Annotated in this window: 22 protein-coding genes; 16 read left to right on the plus strand and 6 right to left on the minus strand. The window is 57.5% G+C overall.

What is annotated here, in order from left to right; genetic code table 11:
- Positions 1-3: 3 nt before the first annotated feature.
- Genes urtB through zinT form a run of 5 tightly spaced genes read left to right on the plus strand, consistent with a single transcriptional unit; the run spans position 4 to position 4,850 of the window.
- The gene (gene urtB, locus ACMGGX_RS21015; RefSeq protein ID WP_420298921.1) at positions 4-1,578 is read left to right on the plus strand and encodes an urea ABC transporter permease subunit UrtB; all 1,575 of its coding nucleotides are present in this window, start codon (positions 4-6) and stop codon (positions 1,576-1,578) included.
- The gene (gene urtC, locus ACMGGX_RS21020; RefSeq protein WP_420298922.1) at positions 1,578-2,651 is read left to right on the plus strand and encodes an urea ABC transporter permease subunit UrtC; all 1,074 of its coding nucleotides are present in this window, start codon (positions 1,578-1,580) and stop codon (positions 2,649-2,651) included. The genes urtB and urtC overlap by 1 nt, the downstream gene beginning before the upstream one ends.
- Entirely contained in the window at positions 2,651-3,448 is a 798-nt protein-coding gene (gene urtD / locus ACMGGX_RS21025; protein ID WP_023311769.1) for an urea ABC transporter ATP-binding protein UrtD, read from the plus strand. The genes urtC and urtD overlap by 1 nt, the downstream gene beginning before the upstream one ends.
- Positions 3,449-3,457: 9 nt before the next feature.
- Positions 3,458-4,156: an urea ABC transporter ATP-binding subunit UrtE gene (gene urtE, locus ACMGGX_RS21030; protein WP_045399259.1), complete on the plus strand. Its 699-nt coding sequence runs from the start codon at positions 3,458-3,460 to the stop codon at positions 4,154-4,156.
- A gap of 52 nt (positions 4,157-4,208) precedes the next feature.
- On the plus strand, positions 4,209-4,850 hold the full coding sequence (gene zinT / locus ACMGGX_RS21035) for a metal-binding protein ZinT (protein WP_063441532.1): 642 nt from the start codon (positions 4,209-4,211) through the stop codon (positions 4,848-4,850).
- Positions 4,851-4,896: 46 nt separating this feature from the next.
- Here the strand turns inward: zinT and ydeE are convergent, their stop codons facing one another.
- Positions 4,897-6,090, minus strand: a complete 1,194-nt coding sequence (gene ydeE, locus ACMGGX_RS21040) for an efflux MFS transporter YdeE (protein ID WP_202769678.1) — start codon at positions 6,088-6,090, stop codon at positions 4,897-4,899.
- Positions 6,091-6,283: 193 nt separating this feature from the next.
- Here ydeE and eamA point away from each other — a divergent pair, with 193 nt between their 5' ends.
- The gene (gene eamA, locus ACMGGX_RS21045) at positions 6,284-7,186 is read left to right on the plus strand and encodes an O-acetylserine/cysteine exporter (protein WP_181593149.1); all 903 of its coding nucleotides are present in this window, start codon (positions 6,284-6,286) and stop codon (positions 7,184-7,186) included.
- Positions 7,187-7,218: 32 nt separating this feature from the next.
- On the opposite strand, the gene marB is transcribed toward eamA, so the two are convergent.
- From marB to marR, 3 genes are read right to left on the minus strand one after another with little or no spacing between them, the layout of a single operon-like run.
- Positions 7,219-7,437, minus strand: a complete 219-nt coding sequence (marB, locus tag ACMGGX_RS21050) for a multiple antibiotic resistance protein MarB (RefSeq protein WP_029741246.1) — start codon at positions 7,435-7,437, stop codon at positions 7,219-7,221.
- Positions 7,438-7,469: 32 nt separating this feature from the next.
- A complete protein-coding gene (marA, locus tag ACMGGX_RS21055) occupies positions 7,470-7,850 on the minus strand; it encodes an MDR efflux pump AcrAB transcriptional activator MarA (RefSeq protein WP_008502237.1) in 381 nt (126 codons plus the stop codon).
- A 20-nt stretch (positions 7,851-7,870) separates the two neighbouring features.
- On the minus strand, positions 7,871-8,305 hold the full coding sequence (gene marR / locus ACMGGX_RS21060; RefSeq protein ID WP_008502236.1) for a multiple antibiotic resistance transcriptional regulator MarR: 435 nt from the start codon (positions 8,303-8,305) through the stop codon (positions 7,871-7,873).
- A gap of 255 nt (positions 8,306-8,560) precedes the next feature.
- Between marR and ACMGGX_RS21065 the strand changes: the two genes are divergently transcribed.
- Entirely contained in the window at positions 8,561-9,226 is a 666-nt protein-coding gene (locus tag ACMGGX_RS21065) for a MarC family NAAT transporter (protein WP_023311775.1), read from the plus strand.
- Between the two features lie 85 nt (positions 9,227-9,311).
- Here ACMGGX_RS21065 and ACMGGX_RS21070 read toward each other — a convergent pair whose 3' ends face one another.
- Positions 9,312-10,508: a sugar transporter gene (locus ACMGGX_RS21070; protein WP_033145533.1), complete on the minus strand. Its 1,197-nt coding sequence runs from the start codon at positions 10,506-10,508 to the stop codon at positions 9,312-9,314.
- A 177-nt stretch (positions 10,509-10,685) separates the two neighbouring features.
- Here ACMGGX_RS21070 and ACMGGX_RS21075 point away from each other — a divergent pair, with 177 nt between their 5' ends.
- From ACMGGX_RS21075 to ACMGGX_RS21085, 3 genes are all read left to right on the plus strand, one after another.
- Entirely contained in the window at positions 10,686-11,474 is a 789-nt protein-coding gene (locus ACMGGX_RS21075; protein ID WP_420298923.1) for a PhzF family phenazine biosynthesis protein, read from the plus strand.
- A 27-nt stretch (positions 11,475-11,501) separates the two neighbouring features.
- Positions 11,502-12,293 carry a PhzF family phenazine biosynthesis protein gene (locus ACMGGX_RS21080; protein ID WP_420298924.1) on the plus strand — a complete coding sequence of 264 codons (792 nt, stop codon included), beginning with the start codon at positions 11,502-11,504 and terminating at the stop codon, positions 12,291-12,293.
- A gap of 87 nt (positions 12,294-12,380) precedes the next feature.
- On the plus strand, positions 12,381-12,863 hold the full coding sequence (locus ACMGGX_RS21085) for a GNAT family N-acetyltransferase (RefSeq protein WP_047653295.1): 483 nt from the start codon (positions 12,381-12,383) through the stop codon (positions 12,861-12,863).
- Here ACMGGX_RS21085 and ptrR read toward each other — a convergent pair.
- Entirely contained in the window at positions 12,817-13,695 is an 879-nt protein-coding gene (gene ptrR / locus ACMGGX_RS21090) for a putrescine utilization regulator PtrR (protein ID WP_168979450.1), read from the minus strand. The two genes, ACMGGX_RS21085 and ptrR, sit on opposite strands and share 47 nt — an antisense overlap.
- 98 nt (positions 13,696-13,793) lie before the next feature.
- Here ptrR and sad point away from each other — a divergent pair, with 98 nt between their 5' ends.
- The 6 genes from sad to ACMGGX_RS21120 all read left to right on the plus strand — a co-directional run bounded on the left by sad (position 13,794) and on the right by ACMGGX_RS21120 (position 20,877).
- Positions 13,794-15,182 carry a succinate-semialdehyde dehydrogenase gene (sad, locus tag ACMGGX_RS21095; protein ID WP_420298925.1) on the plus strand — a complete coding sequence of 463 codons (1,389 nt, stop codon included), beginning with the start codon at positions 13,794-13,796 and terminating at the stop codon, positions 15,180-15,182.
- A gap of 122 nt (positions 15,183-15,304) precedes the next feature.
- A complete protein-coding gene (locus ACMGGX_RS21100; protein ID WP_420298926.1) occupies positions 15,305-16,894 on the plus strand; it encodes a methyl-accepting chemotaxis protein in 1,590 nt (529 codons plus the stop codon).
- Between the two features lie 62 nt (positions 16,895-16,956).
- The gene (glsB, locus tag ACMGGX_RS21105) at positions 16,957-17,883 is read left to right on the plus strand and encodes a glutaminase B (protein WP_023311792.1); all 927 of its coding nucleotides are present in this window, start codon (positions 16,957-16,959) and stop codon (positions 17,881-17,883) included.
- A complete protein-coding gene (locus ACMGGX_RS21110) occupies positions 17,883-18,239 on the plus strand; it encodes a DUF4186 domain-containing protein (RefSeq protein ID WP_045354969.1) in 357 nt (118 codons plus the stop codon). The genes glsB and ACMGGX_RS21110 overlap by 1 nt, the downstream gene beginning before the upstream one ends.
- A 113-nt stretch (positions 18,240-18,352) precedes the next feature.
- Positions 18,353-19,792, plus strand: a complete 1,440-nt coding sequence (locus tag ACMGGX_RS21115; RefSeq protein WP_420298927.1) for a diguanylate cyclase — start codon at positions 18,353-18,355, stop codon at positions 19,790-19,792.
- Between the two features lie 119 nt (positions 19,793-19,911).
- On the plus strand, positions 19,912-20,877 hold the full coding sequence (locus tag ACMGGX_RS21120) for a sensor domain-containing diguanylate cyclase (RefSeq protein WP_325759902.1): 966 nt from the start codon (positions 19,912-19,914) through the stop codon (positions 20,875-20,877).
- Positions 20,878-20,886: the final 9 nt, after the last annotated feature.

Raw genomic sequence — 20,886 nt, forward strand, 5'->3', positions numbered from 1 at the left:
GTCATGAACGCCATGCGCATGTTCATCGCTCTTGTATGGCTTTCCGGACTGCTGCCAGGGATGGCGCAGGCATCGGATGCCGATCGTTTTGTTGCCGCCAGCCGCAGCCAGCAGGCGGAGTTGCTTTCGCAGTGGGCCGCCGCGCCGGACGCCGCGAGGCTGCCGCTGCTGCAGGCACTGCAAAAAGAAAATCTCTATACCGACAGCCAAAAGCACGCCTTTGCGCAGCGCAGCGGTCAAATGGTGTCGCTCGGTGACGCTAAGTCGATGGAAGGGGCAGCCAAAGCCGTTCGTTTGACCAACCGGCTGCGGGTTCTGGCCGCCACGGCCATCGCTACGCATCAGCTGGTGAGTGACAGTGTCACAGAAAGGCGGGCGGCAGCTCGTCAGCTTCAGCGGGATGCCCAGCCCGGAATGCTCGCTTTTCTGGAAAAGCGGGTAAACGATGAAACGGACGCGGTGGCACGTCAGGCGCTTTTACTGGCGGTGGCGAATCTCCAGCTCTCCAGCCCGCAGGCAGAAGTGCGCCGCAAGGCCGTCGAGTTATTAGGGCAGTCCGACGATCCGGACGTTGAGTCCAGACTTACCCCGTTTACCCGGGCGCAGACAGAGCCGGATGCCGGGGTTCGCGCTGCCGCGCAGGATAGTTTGAGCCAGATCCAGCATCGACTGATGTGGGGCGATCTGCTGGGCCAGGCGTTTATGGGGCTCTCCCTGGGGTCGGTGCTGCTGCTGGCGGCGCTGGGGCTTGCCATCACCTACGGCCTGCTGGGCGTTATCAATATGGCGCACGGCGAGATGCTGATGCTGGGGGCATATGCCACCTGGATGGTGCAGCAGGCGATGGCCGGGCTTGCGCCCCAGTGGTTGGCGCTCTATCCCGTTATCGCGCTTCCGGTGGCGTTCTGCCTGACGGCGGGCATCGGAATGGTGCTGGAACGCACCGTGATCCGCCATCTGTACGGACGCCCGCTGGAAACGCTGCTGGCAACGTGGGGGATTAGCCTGATGCTCATCCAGCTGGTGCGCATGACCTTTGGCGCCCAGAATCTGGAGGTGGCCAACCCGGCATGGCTGTCCGGCGGGGTGCAGGTTTTTGCCAACCTGACGCTGCCGTGGAACCGCATCGTGGTGCTGGGCTTCGTGCTGCTGGTGCTGTTCTTTACCTGGCTCATTCTGAATAAAACCCGTCTGGGGCTCAACGTGCGCGCGGTGACGCAGAACCGCAGCATGGCCGCCTGCTGCGGGGTACCGACAGGTCGCGTCGATATGCTGGCGTTTGGGCTTGGATCAGGGATTGCCGGGTTAGGCGGCGTGGCGCTATCGCAGCTCGGTAACGTCGGGCCGGAGCTGGGCCAGGGCTACATTATTGATTCCTTCCTCGTGGTCGTTCTCGGTGGCGTAGGGCAGCTGGCAGGCAGCGTGGCCGCGGCGTTTAGTCTGGGTATCTTCAATAAAATTCTTGAACCGCAGATGGGGGCGGTGCTGGGCAAGATCGTGATTCTGGTGGCGATCGTGCTGTTTATTCAGAAACGCCCTCAGGGGCTGTTTGCGCTGAAAGGGAGGGTGATTGACTGATGAGCCAGCCGCTGACCTTAACGCTGGCGCGCAAAGCGCCGCGCACAACGCAACTTGCAGGCAGCCTGCTGGTGGTGTGTCTGCTGATATTACCGTTTTTCGCCTTACTGCCTGCGACGCATCCGCTGGCGCTGTCGACCTGGATGCTGACGCTGATTGGCAAGATCCTCTGCTATGCCATCGTTGCGGTGGCGCTGGATCTGGTGTGGGGCTACGCCGGGATGCTCTCTCTTGGGCACGGCATCTTCTTCGCCCTGGGCGGCTACGCGATGGGCATGTACCTGATGCGTCAGGCCGCGGGTGACGGTCTTCCCGCGTTTATGTCGTTTCTTTCCTGGAGCGAACTGCCGTGGTTCTGGTGGGGAACACAGCATTTTGCCTGGGCGCTGGTGCTGATTATGATGGTACCGGGCCTGCTGGCGCTGGTGTTCGGCTGGTTCGCCTTCCGCTCAAAGATCAAAGGGGTCTACTTCTCGATTATGACCCAGGCGCTGACCTATGCCGGGATGCTGCTGTTCTTTCGCAACGAAACCGGTTTTGGCGGCAATAACGGCTTTACCGGCTTCACCACGCTGCTCGGGTTTTCGGTGACGGAAACGACCACCCGTATCGCGCTGTTTCTGGCGACCGTGCTGTTGCTTATTCTGGCGTTGGGCACCGGATTTGCCCTGACGAAGAGCAAGTTTGGCCGCATCCTGACCGCTGTTCGCGACGCCGAAAACCGCCTGACGTTTTGCGGCTACGATCCGCGCGGGTTCAAGCTGCTGGTATGGACGCTTTCTGCCGTCCTGTGCGGCCTGGCGGGGGCGCTGTACGTCCCGCAGGTGGGCATTATCAACCCTGGCGAAATGTCGCCGACCAACTCGATTGAAGCCGCGATCTGGGTGGCGCTGGGCGGGCGCGGCACGCTGGTCGGGCCGGTGATTGGCGCGGCGCTGGTAAACGGCGCCAAGAGCTTCTTCACCGTCGCGATGCCGGAATACTGGCAGCTGTTCCTGGGGCTGATTTTCATCGCCGTCACGCTGTTTTTACCGCGCGGCGTCTACGGTCTGTTTCGGAAGGGAGACAAATAATGCAGCCAGCCGAAGGGTTATTTACCCGCCAGTTGCCGGGCGATCGTTACCGTGAACAGACCGACCCGGTGCTGCAGCTTGAGGCCATTAACGTCAATTTTGATGGTTTTCAGGCCCTTACCGATCTGTCGCTGAATATCGGCGTGGGCGAGCTGCGCTGTGTGATTGGCCCCAACGGCGCCGGTAAAACCACGCTGATGGACGTTATCACAGGTAAAACTCGGCCAAAGAGCGGCAGGGCGATTTACGATCAGTCCATCGACCTGACCGCGCTGGAGCCTGCGGCCATTGCCCGCCAGGGGATCGGGCGTAAATTCCAGAAGCCCACGGTTTTTGAAGCCCTGACAGTGTGGGAAAACCTGGAGATCGCCATGAAAACCGATAAATCCGTCTGGGCGAGCCTGCGGGCAAAACTCAACGGTGAACAGCGCGACCGCATTGATGAGATGCTGGTTTTGCTGCGCCTTAGCAGCGAGCGCGACCGCCGCGCCGGGCTGCTTTCGCACGGGCAAAAACAGTTTCTGGAAATCGGTATGCTTCTGGTACAGGACCCGCACCTGCTGCTGCTGGATGAACCGGCCGCCGGGATGACCGACGCGGAAACCGAATACACCGCCGAGCTGTTCAAAACTCTGGCGGGTAAGCATTCCCTGATGGTGGTGGAACACGATATGGGCTTTGTTGAGACTATCGCCGACCACGTCACGGTGCTGCATCAGGGACGCGTGCTGGCGGAAGGTTCGCTTCGCGAGGTGCAGGCCAACGAGCAGGTGATTGAGGTCTATCTGGGGCGCTAAGGAGCGATGATGTTACAGGTTAACGAACTGAATCAGTATTACGGCGGCAGCCATATCCTGCGCGGCGTGAGTTTTGAGGCCGTCACCGGAGAAGTCACCTGCCTGCTGGGGCGAAACGGCGTCGGGAAAACCACGCTGCTGAAGTGTCTGATGGGGCTGATCCCGGCGAAAACCGGGGAGGTCATCTGGCAGGGTAAAAAGATCACCCACAGCAGGCCGCACCAGCGGGTGCAGTCTGGCGTGGCTTACGTTCCGCAGGGCCGCGAGATTTTCCCGCGCCTGACCGTGGAAGAGAACCTCCTGCTGGGGCTATCACGATTTTCCGCTCGCGAGGCGAAGCAGGTTCCGGATGAGATCTGGCAGCTGTTCCCGGTGCTCAAAGAGATGAAGCACCGCCGCGGGGGCGATCTCTCCGGTGGACAGCAGCAGCAGCTGGCGATTGGCCGCGCGCTGGCGAGCCGTCCGCAGCTGTTGATTCTGGACGAGCCGACCGAAGGCATACAGCCGTCGGTGATTAAAGAGATTGGACAGGTGATCCGCACCCTGGCGAACCGAGGCGACATGGCGATCCTGCTTGTCGAACAGTTTTACGACTTTGCCGCCGAGCTGGCCGACAGCTATCTGCTGATGTCGCGCGGCACCATTATCCAGCGCGGGCGGGGTGAAAACATGGAGCAGGAGGGCGTTCGAGGATTGGTTGCGATTTAAAATGTTATAATATAACATCCGCATTCTTACAAAACGGAATGAGGGTGTTATGTTGGCTGCACATATTGGGAAATTTGCCATGACTCTGGGGGCGCTGCTGGTCAGCGGCCAGCTGTTTGCTCACTCGCACGGCCATCAGATGACCGAAGCGGAACAGAGGGCGGCAAACGGCGTGTTTGAGGATAAGGACGTCAAGGACAGAGCGCTGTCAGACTGGGACGGGACCTGGCAGTCGGTCTATCCGTTCCTGCTGGACGGCTCTCTGGATCCGGTGTTTAAACAAAAAGCGCAGAAAGACAAAAGCAAAACCTTTGACGAGGTGAAAGCGTACTACCGCAAGGGCTATGCGACGGACGTGGATGCCATCGGCATCGAAAATAACGTGATGGAATTTCATAAGGGCAAAGCGGTCAGCCGCTGTCAGTATGATTACAGCGGCTACAAAATACTGACCTACGCATCGGGCAAAAAAGGGGTCCGTTACCTGTTTGAGTGTAAGGACGCCGGCAGCAAGGCACCGAAGTTTGTTCAGTTCAGCGACCACACCATCGCCCCGAAGGCCTCTTCCCATTTCCATATTTTCATGGGCAACACTTCCCACGAGGCGCTGCTGAAAGAGATGGATAACTGGCCGACCTATTATCCGAATGAGATGTACAAAGAGCAGGTGGTAGAAGAAATGCTGCACCACTGATGCTTTATTGCCGGGTGGCGGCTACGCCTCACCCGGCCTGGAAGCGCTACGCCACGTTGGGCGTTTCACACCACGCCTTCACGCTCATCCCGCGCAAAATCATCAGCCACGCAATGACGATGGCGACCATCATGATGACAAAAAGCGACCAGTGCGGCAGGTTGGTCAGAATAATACCGGTGATCATCGGGTTTGCCGCCGCGCCGAGCCAGCCCAGCGCCTGCGCGGAGAAATAGCTTGCCTTCATTCCCGGCGGGGCAATGTTGTCGATCAGCATGTATTCGCCCGGTGCATAGATAATCTCACCCAGGGTAAAGATGGCGGCAGCGATGCCCCAGTAAACCAGGTTTTCTCCAGAGACCATAAATCCCCCCAGCCCCACGATAAAAAACAGGGTGGCGAGGGTCATCAGCGGGCGAATATTGCTGGCAGAGATCTTGCGGCCCAGCGCATATTGCAGCGTCACCACCACGGCGGCGTTGACGGGCAATACCACGGCGACCACCTTTTCAGCGAAATTACTGTCTGCATGCGCGGCCAGAACGTATTGCGAAATGCAGGTCGCGAACGATCCGCCGACGTATGACGCCAGCAGGCCAGAGAGCGTATACCAGAACAGCGCGCGGTCTTTCAGCAATACCGACGGCTGCCAGGGCATCTTCTCCTCGGCGGTATCCAGCGCAACGCTTTTCTGCACGAAGAAATGGATGAATCCGAGCGGCAGCGCGGCGCAGAAGGCCGCCAGCCAGAACGGCAGCTGCAGACTGTACATCACCAGCAGGGTGCCAATCGGCGGCCCGATCGTCCAGCCAATGTTCAGGAAGCTGTAGTTAAGGGAGAAGACGCGCGCTTTCTGGCTTGCGGTGAGCACGTCGGAGAACCAGGCCTTCAGCACCGTCGAAAAGACGGAATAGGCGCAGTTGATCAGCGCAAAGAACAGCACCACCAGCGTGACGTTTTCGACCAGCGGGATCGCGACAAACCCGGCGATAAAGGCCACGATCGCGATCAGCATGTAGCGTTTTTTATCAAACTTATCGGCAAGAATGCCAAATCCCAGGCTGAACACTACGCCGATGGTCAGCGCAATCGTCAGGGCATAACCAATATTCTCGACGCTCATGCTATAGACGCGCGTGAGATAAATGGTCATAAACGGAAGCGTTGCCCCCCGACCAATGGTTAATAACAATGACGATGCCAGCAGCGCTGCGGTTGAGCGCCTGAGAGATGGTTTCATATTCCTGCCCGACAGTTGCTTATGCTTTTTATGTTGTGTCCTAAAAGGAGTATCACGACATAAGGGGCTTGTATAGCGCCCAATTTATCCGTAAGTGCTTAGACTGACTGCCAGAATTAATGATCTTCTCGCCGCCCGCTTTTTTCTGTTACCTTGAACTGTTAACAAATAATTAATAATTCAGGGGCAGGGTATGACGCGTAAAGACGGGCTGCTGGCGTTGCTGGTGGTCGTAGTATGGGGGCTCAATTTTGTGGTCATCAAGCTGGGGTTACACAATATGCCGCCGCTGATGCTGGCCGGTTTGCGTTTTCTGCTGGTCGCATTCCCGGCCATCTTCTTTGTGGCGCGTCCAAAGATCCCCTTTAAACTGCTGCTGGGCTACGGTCTGACCATCAGCTTTGGCCAGTTCGCGTTTCTCTTCTGCGCCATCAAGTTCGGTATGCCGGCCGGTCTTGCCTCGCTGGTGCTGCAGGCGCAGGCGTTCTTTACCATTATTCTCGGCGCCTTCGTGTTTGGTGAACGCCTGCAGGGCAAACAGCTGGCGGGGATCACGCTGGCGGTGTTCGGCGTACTGGTGCTGATAGAGGCCAGCCTGAACGGCCAGGATGTGGCGCTGCTCGGCTTTATGCTGACGCTGGCGGCGGGGCTGAGCTGGGCATGTGGGAATATCTTCAACAAGCTGATTATGCAGCACGAGGCGCGTCCGGCGGTGATGTCTCTGGTGGTCTGGAGCGCGCTGATCCCGATAATCCCGTTTCTGGCGGCGTCGTTTATTCTGGATGGTCCGGATGTGATGGTGAACAGTCTGGTCGAAATCGATCTGACCACAATCCTTTCTCTTGTCTATCTGGCCTTTGTCGCCACCATTGTGGGCTACGGGATCTGGGGATCGCTCCTGGGGCGCTATGAAACCTGGCGCGTTGCACCGTTATCCCTGCTGGTGCCGGTGGTGGGGCTTGCCAGTGCGGCACTCTTACTGGATGAAACGCTGAGCGCGCTGCAGCTGATTGGCGCCGTGCTGATCATGGCCGGACTGTACATTAACGTCTTTGGCCTGCGCGTGCGCCGGGCGACGCGGGTAAGAAAGGCATAAAAAAAGCCCCGCATCTGCGGGGCAAAAACGAATCAGAGGCCGTGCTGATTATAATAAGGCACGCCTAATTCGTCGGATTTGTCGCTACCAGCACCCATATGGTTGAAATCATAAGGCGACTGGTCATGTGCGGACGGCAAAATCATCGTATCAGGATTATTTTGCTGCGTTGCACGAGGGGTTTGCTCCGCGAAGGTCTGGCTGGAGAATAGCACCAGCAAGGCGAGGGCGGCGGAGGCGGTAACTTTCATGATTTCCTCGGTTACGTCTTTACAGGCGATGATTAACTACAGTGTTTTAACGGATACAGGTATCGGGATTCGCCCGGCACGCTGGTGATTCGGTACTTATGAGGCGGCACGTCAAAATAGTTCTTGAACGTACGCGTCAGGGTTTGTTGCGATTCAAATCCGTAACGCTCCGCCAGATAAAGGATCGGCTCATTGCTTTCTTTCAGTTTCTGGGCAATTTCCGTCAGCTTGCGGCTGCGAATGTATTGACCTAATGAATGACCGGTCTCTTTTTTGAACATCCGTTGCAGGTGCCATTTGGAGTAACCAGAACGCTCAGACACTTTTTCAAGGGAGAGCGGCGATTCCAGGTTATCTTCGATCCAGTCCAAAATGCTATGAATGGTGATAGCGTCAGTATTGCGTCTGGACATCGTCATACCTCTTTTTCTGTTTACGGCAGTATTTTCTTGAGCAAAAGCTCAAGGGTTGCCACTTCATCTGCCGTTAAGTTTTTTGTTAGTTCCTGATGCAGTGTTTGTCCTACTAATTGATGACATTGCTCGCACATGGCCGCGCCATCGCTGGTCAGCTTCACCAGTACGCCGCGTTTGTCATTCGGGTTAGGGCTTCGTTCTATCCATCCTTTGCAGACGAGACGATCGAGCATGCGGGTTAACGCGCCCAGATCGACAGAGAGCACCTTTTTAAGCTCAACCGGTGTAATACACACTTCGCAGCGAATGGAACACAGCACTTTGAACTGTGTTGCGGTGATATCCAGCGGTGACAGATAGTCATTGAGCAGGCGATCTTTTTTCTGATTTACCATATGAATAAGACGACCCAGCGGAACAACGTCGTTAAAGATATCACTGGTGCTTTTCACAATGGTTGCCCTGGCAAGTAGTTAGTCACGGCAGATATTATTGCTCAGGCAAGTATAAGTCAACTGAATGAGTCAGCCGATGCCACGAATTGCTAAAACGTTTCATGAACTTTTTTTGAGGTCTTTCAAATCATATGGATAACTGTAAGTTATCTTTCCAGGACGGACATAATCGTTGCGTTGCGCCCATGGCTCAATGTCACACTTTCACCCTATAATTGCTGTGTTAAATATGGATAAGGACGACAACGCACTATGTTGGATTTAATAAAAGCAATCAGCCTTGGGCTGGTGGTCTTGCTGCCGTTGGCTAACCCGCTAACGACGGTGGCGCTGTTCCTCGGGCTGGCAGGGAATATGAACAGCGCCGAGCGCAACCATCAGTCGATGATGGCCTCGGTGTATGTATTTGCCATCATGATGGTGGCTTACTACGCCGGACAAGTGGTGATGAACACCTTCGGGATTTCCATCCCCGGCCTGCGTATCGCCGGGGGGCTGATTGTGGCCTTTATCGGTTTCCGCATGCTGTTCCCGGCGCAAAAAGCGCATGAGTCGCCGGAAGCGGCCAGCAAATCGGAAGAGCTGGAAACTGAGCCGAGTGCCAATATCGCCTTTGTGCCAATTGCCATGCCGAGCACGGCGGGGCCGGGTACCATCGCGATGATCATCAGCTCCGCCTCAACGGTGCGTGACAGCGCAACCTTCCCGGACTGGGTGCTGACGGTTGCGCCACCGCTGATTTTTGCGATTATCGGGGTTATCGTGTGGGCGTCGCTGCGCAGTTCTGGCGCCATTATGCGCTGGGTAGGCAAGGGCGGTATCGAGGCGATTTCCCGGCTGATGGGCTTCTTACTGGTCTGTATGGGCGTGCAGTTTATTATTAACGGCGTGCTGGAAATTATTAAGACCTATCATTGATGTGATTGCCGGGTGGCGCTTCGCTTGCACGGGCCTACGGGTTTTGTAGGCCGGGTAAGGCGAAGCCGCCACCCGGCAAGAAGGCTCACCCGTGCTGACCCTGTTCCTCCAGCGCCACCGGCCATTTACGGAAGATGAGCACTGACCAGACCAGCGCCACCAGAGCCGGAATGGCGCCAAGATAGCCAATCGCCGACATTGATACGTGCAGTATTACCTGATTTCCCACCAGCGCGCCCGCGCCAATCCCCAGATTGAAAATCCCTGAGAACAGCGACATGGCGACGTCAGTTGCATCCGGCGCCAGGGCCAGGACTTTCACCTGCATGCCCAGACCAATAATCATGATCGCCACGCCCCAGAACAGGCTGAGGATCGCCAGATGGCTTTCACTGCCTGCGGCAGGCATCAGCAGCAGCAGGCAGGCCAGCAGCAGACCGATAGCGCAGCTCACCAGCGTCGACGCATGCCGGTTACCCAGCTTACCGAACAGCACGCTGCCAATAATGCCCGCTCCGCCGAGGATCAACAGCAGGACGGTGGCAAAGTTGGCGCTAAAGCCCGCCACCACCTGCACAAAGGGTTCAATGTAGCTGTACGCCGTGTAATGGGCCGTCACCACAATGACGGTAAGCAGGTAGATACCCAGCAGCGCCGGGCGACGCATCAGCAGCGGCAGGCTTTTCAGCGAGCCGGAATGCTCGCTCGGCAGCGCGGGCAGCAGCTTAATCAGGCATACCAGCGTAACCAGCGCGCCCATACCAATGGCGAAGAACGTCGTACGCCAGCCGAAGTATTGCCCTACGATGCGGCCAATCGGCAGACCCAGCACCATCGCCAGTGCGGTACCGGTGGCAATCAGGCTCAGCGCCTGGGCGCGTTTCCCTGCCGGAGCGAGACGAATAGCCAGCGACGCGGTGATCGACCAGAACACCGCATGGGCAAAGGCAATGCCGATGCGGCTAATGACCAGCACCGTAAAATTCCACGCCATAAACGACAGGACATGGCTGGCGATGAACAGCACAAACAGACCGATCAGCAGCCTGCGCCGCTCCATCTGGCTGGTCAAAAGCATAAACGGCAAGGACATCAGCGCCACTACCCAGGCGTAGATGGTCAACATAATGCCCACCTGCGCCGTTTCCATCTGGAAACTTTCAGCGATGTCAGACAACAGCCCAACCGGAACAAATTCTGTGGTATTAAAAATAAACGCGGCAATGGCCAGCGTGACCACGCGTAGCCACGCAACCCTGCGGGAAACTGTGTTCGTTGTCATAGGGATGTCGGAGATTCGTTGCTGAAAAGAAGAGGAGACGATCTTAAAACGTTGAACGGCGAAAACTCAACCATTATGTGACGCAGATCTCAATATTTACCTTATGAAAGCGGTAGCCGGGAACGTCGTTTTCATTGAATATAAAAGAACAACACAATAAAAACAGGCGGTAAGACAATGCAGGAGATTGATTTTTATCTGGTAGATGCGTTCAGCGATACCTCATTTGGCGGCAATCCGGCCGCCGTTTGCCCGCTCAAGGAATGGTTACCCGATGAGACCTTACTGAAAATGGCGCAGCAGCATAATCAGTCGGAGACGGCTTTTTTCGTCTGCAGTAAAGGGGGCATTGAGCTACGCTGGTTTACCACGCTTACCGAAGTCAATCTCTGCGGCCACGCTACGCTGGCGGCCGCGCACGTGCTGTTTACCGAGCTGGATTACCCGGATTCGCGGATCCACTTTGAAACCGCCTCTGGCCGCCTGACGGTCAGCCGGGAGGGGGAGTGGATGACGCTGGACTTCCCGGCATGTCCAACCCATCAGGAGACACCCCCGCCGGAGATGCTCTCGGCGCTGGGTATCAGTCGCTACGTTGAAGCCCGTAAAGGGCGCGCCTGGCTGATCGTTCTGGAGAATCGCCAGCAGGTTGAAGCGCTTGCGCCGCGCTTCTCGGCGATGACGCCAGGCGAGCATAAGGTGAGCGTTACGGCGCGCGGGGAGGGGGAATATGATTTTGTCAGCCGCTTTTTCTCACCGGGCGTTTCCGTCCCGGAAGACCCGGTCACCGGCTCCGCGCACACCATGCTGATCCCTTACTGGAGCGAAAAGCTGGGCAAAACCACGATGTTTGCCCGTCAGGTTTCAGCGCGCGGCGGCGATGTACGCTGTGAGCTGAAAGGTTCACGCGTGCTGATGAGCGGGCAGGCCACGCTTTATCTGAAAGGCACAGTTTTTCTGCGCTAAAAACCCATAACAAGAGAGGAAGAGACAATGCAGGAAATTGATTTTTATCTGGTGGATGCCTTCAGCGATAAAACTTTTGGCGGCAACGCCGCGGCGGTATGTCCTCTGGAAGAGTGGCTGCCGGACGAAACGCTGCTCAAAATGGCGCAGCAGCATAACCAGTCTGAGACCGCCTTTTTCGTGCGCACCGACGGCGGGTTTGAGCTGCGCTGGTTTACCACGCTGGATGAAATTAACCTCTGCGGTCACGCCACGCTTGCCGCATCGCACGTCATTTTCGAATACCTTGATTACCCGCATACCGAAATCACCTTCACCACGCGCTTCGTGGGCGAGCTGACCGTCAAACGCAGCGGCGACTGGCTGACGCTGAACTTCCCCGCGTGGTCGACGGAGGTTGTCGAGAACCCACCTGAAGTGCTGTTTAGCGCGCTGGGCATCACGGAGGCGAAAGAGGTGCGCGTCGGACGCGATTACATGGTGGTGCTGGAGAGTCAGCAGCAGGTTGAAGCGTTAACGCCGGATATTGGGGCCATGCTTCCGCTGGATAAAATGGTCTGCGTGACGGCGCCGGGAGAAGAATATGACTTCGTCAGCCGCTTCTTCTGTCCGGGCGAAGGGGTGCCGGAAGATCCGGTCACCGGATCCGCCCACAGCATGCTGATCCCTTACTGGAGCGAAAAGCTGGGCAAAACGTCACTCCATGCTCGCCAGGTGTCATACCGTGGCGGGGATCTGCGCTGCGAGCTGAAAGGCGACCGCGTGCTGATTGGCGGCCAGGCGACCCTGTATCTGAAAGGGCGAATCTTCCTGCGCTAGCTGAGAGACGCGCTATAAGTTAATACTATGAACCACCCCGGCAGGCCTGAGCTATGTTGATATAAAAAAAACAGCAAGGAGCCTGCCATGTATTCCATTACCTCTGAATCTGCACGTCATCCGGACATTCTCACGCTGATCGCGGCGCTTGACCGCTACCAGAGCGAGCTCTATCCCGCCGAAAGCAATCATCTTCTCGATCTGTCCGCGCTGCCGGAAGCTTCGCTGATCCTGATGGTCATTCGTGACCAGCAGCTGCATGCCGTAGGCTGCGGAGCTATCGTGCTCAACGGCGACGGAACGGGGGAGATGAAGCGGGTTTATATCGATCCGGCCCATCGCGGGCAGCATCTGGGTGAAACGCTGCTGGCCGCCCTGGAAGATGAAGCCCTGAGCCGACACTGCCACACGGTGCGACTGGAGACGGGCATCAAACAGCGCGCCGCGGTTCGTCTGTACGAGCAGTGCGGGTACGATTTGCGTCCGGCGTTTGCCCCGTACGCTGACGATCCGCTCAGCCTGTTTATGGAGAAGGCGCTGGTTGAAGACGTTCGTTTAGCAGCGCTATAAAGGCTTCCAGCTGGCGGGTCATCGCTCCGCGCCGCCACACCAGCCAGGTAGTGAGCCAGCGCCAGTTTTCCGCCAGCGGCCAGGCTTCAATCTGATGATGTCCCGGCATACTCTCCAGCATTGAGCGCGGCATCAGCGCGATACCCGCGCCCGCAATGACGCAGGCGAGCATGCCGTGATAGGACTCCATCTCATGAATGCGGCCGGGCGTGGCTCTGTCCGCATGAAACCAGCTTTCCAGATGTCGACGGTACGAGCAGTTCGCTCGAAAAGCGTAAACGTCGCTGCCGCTGACCTGTGTGGCGCGCGTCACCTCCGCATGCCCGGCAGGCGTGACCAGCATCATCTCTTCCCTGTAGACCGGCATGCCCTCCAGCTCCGGGTGCGACAGCGGTCCGTCGACAAAGGCGGCGCTTAGCGTTCCCTCCTGCACGCCATCAATCATCGTCCCGGATGGCCCGGTAGAAAGGGCAAACTGGATGCGCGGATAGCGCTGGTTAAACTGCGCCAGCGTTTCGGGAATGCGCACCGCGGCGGTGCTTTCCAGCGCGCCGAGGGCAAATAACCCCTGCGGCTCATCACCCGCGACGACCATGCGCGCTTCATCCACCAGCGCGAGGATCTGCCTGCTGTAGCGCAGGAAGTTATGCCCGGCGGGGGATAAGCGCAAACGCTGGTTCTCACGAATAAACAGCTCAACGCCAAGATCGGCTTCCAGCTGGCGGATGCGGGTCGTCAGGTTGGACGGCACGCGATGCACCTTCTGCGCCGCCTGGGTGATGCTGCCCGTCAGCGCGACGGCGTTAAACATTTCAAGCTGGGTTAAGTCCATAGCATTCTCGTTTCGTGAATAAGGTGGTTAGTATTATTCATTTTTAAGAAATAGCAGAGTGAGCCACAATGAATCAACCGAAATGCGTGGAGAACATCATGAAATATTCATCTGCTACACATGCCCTCTCTGTTAACCCGGCAACGGGGGAAACCCTCGGTGCCTTCGCCTGGGCGACGCCGGAAGAGGTTGAACGCGCGATTTCTCAGTCTGACGCGGGATATCGCCTGTGGCGACGCGAAAGCGTGTCCCATCGGGCGCAGAAGCTGCGGGATCTCGGCGCAGCGCTGCGAAACCGCGCAGAAGAGATGGCGCAGACCATCTCCCGTGAAATGGGGAAACCCATCCTGCAGGCGCGGGCGGAAGTGGCAAAATCCGCCGGTCTTTGCGACTGGTATGCCGAGCATGGCCCGGCGATGCTGCGTGCGGAACCCACGCTGGTGGAAAACCACAACGCTGTTATTGAATACCGTCCGCTGGGGCCGATTCTCGCGGTAATGCCCTGGAACTTCCCGCTCTGGCAGGTGCTGCGCGGCGCGGTGCCGATCCTGCTGGCAGGTAACAGCTATCTGCTGAAACATGCGCCAAACGTGCTCGGCTCTGCGGATCTTATTGGGCAGATCTTTGCGGATGCCGGTTTCCCTGAAGGCGTATTCGGCTGGGTGAACGCCACCAATGACGGCGTAAGCCAGGCGATTAACGATCGCCGTATTGCGGCCGTGACCGTCACCGGCAGCGTGCGTGCCGGTGCGGCCATTGGCGCGCAGGCGGGAGCCGCGCTGAAAAAATGCGTTCTTGAGCTGGGCGGCTCCGACCCGTTTATCGTTCTCAACGATGCCGATCTGGATCTAGCCGTGAAGGCGGCGGTGGCGGGTCGCTATCAGAATACCGGACAGGTGTGCGCGGCGGCCAAACGCTTCATTGTGGAAGCGGGGATTGCAGACACCTTTACCCGCCGCTTCGTCGACGCCGTCGCCGCGTTAAAGATGGGCGCGCCGGAAGAAGAAGAGAACTACCTGGGCCCGATGGCGCGTTTTGACCTGCGCGATGAGCTGCATCAGCAGGTGCAGGCCACCCTGGCCGAAGGGGCAACGCTGCTGCTGGGCGGAGAGAAAATCAGCGGAGAGGGCAATTACTACGCGCCAACCGTGCTGACGAACGTCACCCCGTCGATGACGGCGTTTCGCCAGGAACTGTTTGGTCCGGTCGCGGCCGTTACGGTAGCAAAAGACGCGGAGCACGCCCTGACGCTTGCCAACGACAGCGACTTTGGTCTGTCCGCCACCGTCTTCACCGCTGACGCAGCGCTGGCGGATAAATTCTCCCGCGAACTGGAGTGCGGCGGGGTGTTTATCAACGGCTTTAGCGCCAGCGACGCGCGCGTGGCCTTCGGCGGCGTGAAGAAAAGCGGCTTTGGTCGCGAGCTTTCCCACTTTGGGCTGCACGAGTTCTGCAACGTTCAAACCGTCTGGAAGGATCGCGTATAATTTATCGCCCGCCTGCGATTTCGGCCCTCATCACGAGGGCCGTTGTCATTTATCTGCAATGGTTCTGTCATTTTCATTTCGTAGACTCGCACGCGTCTAACGCATTGTTAATGAAGATAATTATGAACATAACGCAAATTTTTCGCCGTATTGCGCAGCGTCTCACCCCTCGTCACTTTGGCCTGCTGACGGGTATCTTTTGCATTATCGGCCTTTTCTCCGCGCTGCAGCTCTCCTCCTCATTCCTGCTTAACGCTTCCCTGAACGACGCCCAGCGCAACGAGCAGCAAAACCTTCTCGCCTGGCAGCAGCAGAGCAAGCTGGATCTGGCCCGTGTTTCCCTGCTGGCGGCAAGCGACCTGCTTAACCGGTCCGGCGTCTGGTTTATGCAGGATAAAGAGACCGGCTCCGAAGGGAGCTGGCACAGCCTTATGGACGATGCGCAAAAGGCGCTGGCGGTTTCTCAGCAGGCGTGGAAGGCCTGGCTGGCGCTGAATCCGCCGAAAGACGACGCCCTGGTGAACAGCTATCAGCTTTTTTACGGCGCGATCAACGAGCAGGCTGAAGGTTTGATTAAGACCAACACGATCGACGCGTTTTTTGCCGTACCGGCTCAGGCGTTTCAGTCTGATTTTAACGACAACTATGCGCGCTATCAGCAGGCAAGCGAGAAGCAGGCCATGCAGGGGCGTCAGAGCTTAATGGCGCAGCTCTCCGGCCTGCAAACGTTGTTCCTGTTTGCGCCGGTGCTGTTGCTTGCCATCGCGGCTGTCGTCTGGTTCGGCATGTCCAGATGGGTGATTACGCCGCTGCGTCGGTTGATAGCGCATATTAACCGGCTGGCGGCAGGGGATCTCTCCGGCACGCCGCCGAACGTCATGCGCTTTAACCGGGAGATAGGTCAGCTTAGCGACAGCATTGCGACGATGCAGAACGGTCTGCAGCAGCTGGTGACGCAGGTCAGCCATGCCACCGCAACGATGGTGGAGAACATTGACTCCCTTGCGCAGGGTAACCAGAAGCTGTATCAGCAGTCAGCGCGCCAGGCGAAAGAGCTTGAGGATGTGACGGCACATATCGCGGCGCTGGAAAGCCATGTGGAAGGAAATACCGGCTATGCCAGGCTCGCCAGCTCGCGGGCCGATGAAGCGCGGCAGGCCGCCGTGGGCGGCGACCGAATGATGTCTACCGTGAATGCGTCTATGCAGGCGATCGTCGACCGATCTTCTGAGATGCGCGGGATCGTGGCGATGATCGACAGCGTGGCGTTTCAGACCAACATTCTGGCGCTGAATGCGGCCATCGAGGCGGCCCATGCCGGAAACCAGGGGCGCGGCTTTGCCGTCGTCGCGCGGGAAGTCGGGCTTTTGGCCAGAAAAAGCAGCCACTCGACGCAGACCATTCAGGAGCTTATCAACCGCTCGCTGCTGGGCATTGAAGACGGTTCGCGCGCCGTTAACCTGATGGAAGAAAATCTGCAGCAGGTCACCGGCCTGGTGGGGAATTTAAGCAGTTTGCTTAATGAGATCTCAACCGCCACGCTCAGCCAGGGAGACAGTATTCACCAGATGACGCGCCAGCTTCAGGCGCTGAATCAGGTCTCCCGTCAGACGGACCTGCTGGTCTCTGACGCCTCGGATGCCTCTGAGCGGCTGCAAAAGCAATCCGATCTTTTATTGCAGGCCGTTTCGCGTTTTCGTCTTAGCGCCTGACGCAATACATAAGCCTCTGTTATACTCGCAGCCCGTTTTAGCCTGAGGGCAAGGAGCAAAGTGTGGCTGCGGTCATCCATAATGAGATGTTGGACGAGATTCTGGCGCAGGTTCGTCCGTTAATTGGAAAGGGGAAGGTTGCCGACTATATTCCGGCCCTTGCCTCGGTGAGCGGGAATAAGCTGGGGATTGCTATCTGTACCATTGACGGACAGCGATACCAGGCAGGCGATGCGACTGAGCGTTTTTCCATTCAGTCCATTTCGAAAGTGCTGAGTCTGGTTGCGGCGATGCGCCAGTATGAAGAAGAAGAGATCTGGCAGCGTGTCGGTAAAGATCCTTCCGGCCAGCCTTTTAACTCGCTGCTTCAGCTCGAGATTGAACAGGGTAAACCGCGAAATCCCTTTATCAATGCCGGGGCGCTGGTGGTCTGCGATATGCTGCAAAGCCGCCTCAGCGCACCGCGTCAGCGAATGCTGGAGATTGTTCGCCAGCTCTCTGGCGTTGACGATATTGCCTATGATGCGGTGGTGGCACGCTCCGAGTTCGAACACTCCGCCCGTAACGCGGCTATCGCGTGGCTGATGAAGTCCTTCGGTAATTTCCACAACGACGTGGCGACCGTGCTGCAAAACTACTTCCATTACTGCGCCCTGAAAATGAGCTGCGTTGAGCTGGCCCAGACGTTCCTGTTCCTTGCGCACCAGGGGCACGCGCCGCATCTCGATCAGGAGGTTGTTTCTCCGCTTCAGGCCCGGCAGGTTAACGCGCTGATGGCCACCAGCGGGATGTATCAAAACGCCGGTGAGTTTGCCTGGCGCGTTGGGCTTCCGGCTAAATCGGGCGTTGGCGGCGGGGTCGTGGCGATTGTGCCGCATGAAATGGCGATAGCCGTCTGGAGCCCGGAACTGGATGAAACGGGAAATTCGCTTGCCGGCGTGGCGGTTCTGGAGAAACTGACCCAGCGTCTGGGACGTTCCGTATACTGATGTCCGATCTGGATCCTCTCTTTTCCCGCCTGGCGCGATCGACATTTCGCTCGCGCTTTCGCTTAGGCGATAAGGAACGACAGTACTGCTGGGACAAAGGCCCCGAAACCATTGATCGGCACGCCGCGGATTTTGTCGAAAAGCGCCTTGCGCCCGCGCACCCCGCAAACGACGGTAAACAGACGCCCATGCGCGGTCACCCGGTGTTTATCGCCCAGCATGCCACCGCTACCTGTTGTCGGGGCTGTCTGGCAAAATGGCATAACATTCCACAGGGCGTAACGCTCACGGCGCAGCAACAAAATTATATCGTCAGCGTCATCCATCACTGGCTGGTGCTGCAGATGAACGCCTAAATTTGACGAGTTATACTCCCGTGGTATTTGTGTTATAGATGCATCCCAAGTTAGTCCCGATCATGCTGACGACCGCAATAATTGCCATAAGCTTTCATATGGAATGATATTTAATGCGTTCTGCTCTTACCGCTTTCAGGCCGTTCCAGGTTGACACGCCGCTGCGAAATGCAGCGACGATCTTCATCGTTACAACCTTATTCTATTTTGTGGGCGCGGAATTACGGCTCGTTGAGGCCCTGTCGCTGTTCTGGCCGCTGAATGGCGTCATGGCAGGGATCTTTGCCCGCTATGTTTACCTGAATCGCCTGCATTACTATGCGGTATGTTATGCCGCGATGCTGTTGTACGACGCGGTAACGACCAACTGGGGTATGGCCTCCGTGGTGATCAACCTGTCAAACATGATCTTTATCGTCGTCGTCGCCGTGCTGGTTCAGCGCGACAAGCGGCTGATGAAGAAAACCCCCGATCCGCTTAACGCGCTACGACTGTTTAACTACTGTCTGATTGCCGCGCTGCTTTGCGCCTTGCTCGGCGCGGTAGGGTCGGTCGGGATTGACAGTCATACCTTCTGGCCGCTGTTTGCCGACTGGTTTAGCGAGCAGTTCTCAACCGGCGTGCTTGTTGTGCCCTGTATGCTCACGTTACGCATGCCCGGGCGTGAGCTCAGGCTACGTCTGGAGCAGCTGCTGCCGGTGATTGCGCTGATCGTCTCGGTGGTCGCATCGGTGGTGATTGGCGGCGCGGGGAGCCTCTCGTTTCCTCTGCCTGCGCTTATCTGGTGTGCGGTTCGTTACTCGTTGCCTGCGACCTGTCTGCTGACGTTTATCACGGGCGCCACTGAAATTATTCTGGTCGCCAACTCGATTATTAATATTGCCGTGGCGACGCCGTTTACGACGCCAATGATGTTTTCAGCCCGGCTGGGGATCGCCACGATGGCGATCTGTCCGGTGATGGTTTCCGTCAGCATGGCGGCGATTAATTCCCTGATCCGCCAGGTTTCACTGAGGGCGGATTATGACTTCTTAACGCACGTCTACTCGCGTTCCGGGCTTTATGAGGCGTTAAAGCATGAAGAGACGTACCGGCATACGCGTTTTCTGACCGTCATGCTGCTGGATATTGATTATTTCAAGAGCATTAATGATAACTACGGCCACGAGTGCGGAGATCGCGTGCTGGCGTCGTTTGCCCGACAGGTGCAGCAGGTCGTCGGCGAAGACGGCATGGTGGCGCGTATGGGCGGGGAAGAGTTCGCCGTGGTGGTCAATTCAGGCGACGCGCGGCATGGTTTTGAACTGGCTGAACGTATCCGATCCACCGTTGCCAGCCATCCTTTTACATGGCGTCACCAGACGCTCTATCTGACGGTCAGCATTGGCCTCGGCAGCGGAAAGGCTGAGTCCTGGCAGCTGACCGAGGTCTTCAACAAGCTCATGGCCGAAGCGGACGATCATCTCTATCGTTCCAAAAAAGCGGGTCGAAACCGTACCAGCGCCCGGGTGGCGGACGAGCAGATTGCCGCGCCCTCCGGGAGTGAAACATAGCTGCGTTAATCGTCATAAGGCATTGACGTGAATAGTAAGCGGCTTAACAGGACGTCAGAACACTGACAATGTCTCTGTTTAAGCTACGCTTTTAGTAACGCTTTACGTCAGGAGACATTATGAAAGCACCTGCAACCCCTGAAAATGAAACAGACAGACTCAACTCGCTACGAGAATCAGGTCTGCTAGAGATCGACAGCTCCCCGGCGTTTGACCGCTTAACGCGTCTGGCAAAACGCTTCTTCCAGGTGCCGCTGGCGATGGTCAATCTCATTGATGAGCATTCGCTGATCGTTAAGTCGGCCGACGGTCACGCACCCGGAAGCGTTCCGCGTAATATCTCATTTTGCGGGCATACGATCCTCACCGAAGCGCCGCTGGTGGTGGGGGATATGCTTCAGGACGATCGCTTTGCGGATAACCCGCTGGTGGCCGGTGAGCCTCGCGTGCGGTTTTACGCGGGCTTCCCGCTGCGCCTGCGCGACGGCGCAAGCGTTGGCTCGCTGTGCCTGATTGATTACGCTCCCCGCGAGTTTTCTGCCGCCGACCTCGCCGTGCTGGGTGACCTTGGCGCGCTGGCAGAGGATGAGTTTGCTGCCATCAGCGCGGCGACCACGGATGAGTTAACCGGGTTATTCAACCGCCGGGGCTTTAATCAGCTCGTGCGGTTCACGCTTTCCGTTGCCCGGCGTCGCGCTGAGCCGCTCACGCTCGGCTGGCTGGATTTGGATCGCTTTAAGGAAATTAACGATCGCTTCGGGCATGAAGAGGGGGATAAGGCGCTGAAAGCGATGGCGCAGCTGATGCGCGCCTCTTTCCGTGAGGCGGATCTGCTGGTTCGTTTTGGCGGGGACGAGTTCGCCGTGCTGTTCGCGGATACGGATGAGCAGGGCGCATGGATTGCCATGCAGTATCTTGCCGAGCAGGTAGAAAACTATAACGCCCGCAAGCTACATCCCTGGTCGCTCCATTTCTCGTGGGGGCTCAGTGAATTCGATCATAACGGCAACGACCTGCAGCAGTGGTTAAAAGATGCCGATGAAAAGATGTATGCCATGAAACAGCAGCGCCAGCGCGCCCGGTAACATAACAAA

The sequence above is a fragment of the Enterobacter sp. BNK-29 genome (genome assembly GCF_048684785.1).
In the GTDB taxonomy this organism is placed as follows: domain Bacteria; phylum Pseudomonadota; class Gammaproteobacteria; order Enterobacterales; family Enterobacteriaceae; genus Enterobacter; species Enterobacter cloacae_M.

Excerpts from the sequence above, each read along its gene's own strand:
- urtB (WP_420298921.1), top strand. The coding sequence starts at position 4 with ATGAACGCCATGCGCATGTTCATCGCTCTTGTATGGCTTTCCGGACTG.
- urtC (WP_420298922.1), top strand. The coding sequence starts at position 1,578 with ATGAGCCAGCCGCTGACCTTAACGCTGGCGCGCAAAGCGCCGCGCACA.
- urtD (WP_023311769.1), top strand. The coding sequence starts at position 2,651 with ATGCAGCCAGCCGAAGGGTTATTTACCCGCCAGTTGCCGGGCGATCGT.
- urtE (WP_045399259.1), top strand. The coding sequence starts at position 3,458 with ATGTTACAGGTTAACGAACTGAATCAGTATTACGGCGGCAGCCATATC.
- ydeE (WP_202769678.1), bottom strand. The coding sequence starts at position 6,090 with ATGAAACCATCTCTCAGGCGCTCAACCGCAGCGCTGCTGGCATCGTCA.
- eamA (WP_181593149.1), top strand. The coding sequence starts at position 6,284 with ATGACGCGTAAAGACGGGCTGCTGGCGTTGCTGGTGGTCGTAGTATGG.
- marB (WP_029741246.1), bottom strand. The coding sequence starts at position 7,437 with ATGAAAGTTACCGCCTCCGCCGCCCTCGCCTTGCTGGTGCTATTCTCC.
- marA (WP_008502237.1), bottom strand. The coding sequence starts at position 7,850 with ATGTCCAGACGCAATACTGACGCTATCACCATTCATAGCATTTTGGAC.
- ACMGGX_RS21065 (WP_023311775.1), top strand. The coding sequence starts at position 8,561 with ATGTTGGATTTAATAAAAGCAATCAGCCTTGGGCTGGTGGTCTTGCTG.
- ACMGGX_RS21070 (WP_033145533.1), bottom strand. The coding sequence starts at position 10,508 with ATGACAACGAACACAGTTTCCCGCAGGGTTGCGTGGCTACGCGTGGTC.
- ACMGGX_RS21075 (WP_420298923.1), top strand. The coding sequence starts at position 10,686 with ATGCAGGAGATTGATTTTTATCTGGTAGATGCGTTCAGCGATACCTCA.
- ACMGGX_RS21080 (WP_420298924.1), top strand. The coding sequence starts at position 11,502 with ATGCAGGAAATTGATTTTTATCTGGTGGATGCCTTCAGCGATAAAACT.
- ACMGGX_RS21085 (WP_047653295.1), top strand. The coding sequence starts at position 12,381 with ATGTATTCCATTACCTCTGAATCTGCACGTCATCCGGACATTCTCACG.
- ptrR (WP_168979450.1), bottom strand. The coding sequence starts at position 13,695 with ATGGACTTAACCCAGCTTGAAATGTTTAACGCCGTCGCGCTGACGGGC.
- sad (WP_420298925.1), top strand. The coding sequence starts at position 13,794 with ATGAAATATTCATCTGCTACACATGCCCTCTCTGTTAACCCGGCAACG.
- ACMGGX_RS21100 (WP_420298926.1), top strand. The coding sequence starts at position 15,305 with ATGAACATAACGCAAATTTTTCGCCGTATTGCGCAGCGTCTCACCCCT.
- ACMGGX_RS21110 (WP_045354969.1), top strand. The coding sequence starts at position 17,883 with ATGTCCGATCTGGATCCTCTCTTTTCCCGCCTGGCGCGATCGACATTT.
- ACMGGX_RS21115 (WP_420298927.1), top strand. The coding sequence starts at position 18,353 with ATGCGTTCTGCTCTTACCGCTTTCAGGCCGTTCCAGGTTGACACGCCG.
- ACMGGX_RS21120 (WP_325759902.1), top strand. The coding sequence starts at position 19,912 with ATGAAAGCACCTGCAACCCCTGAAAATGAAACAGACAGACTCAACTCG.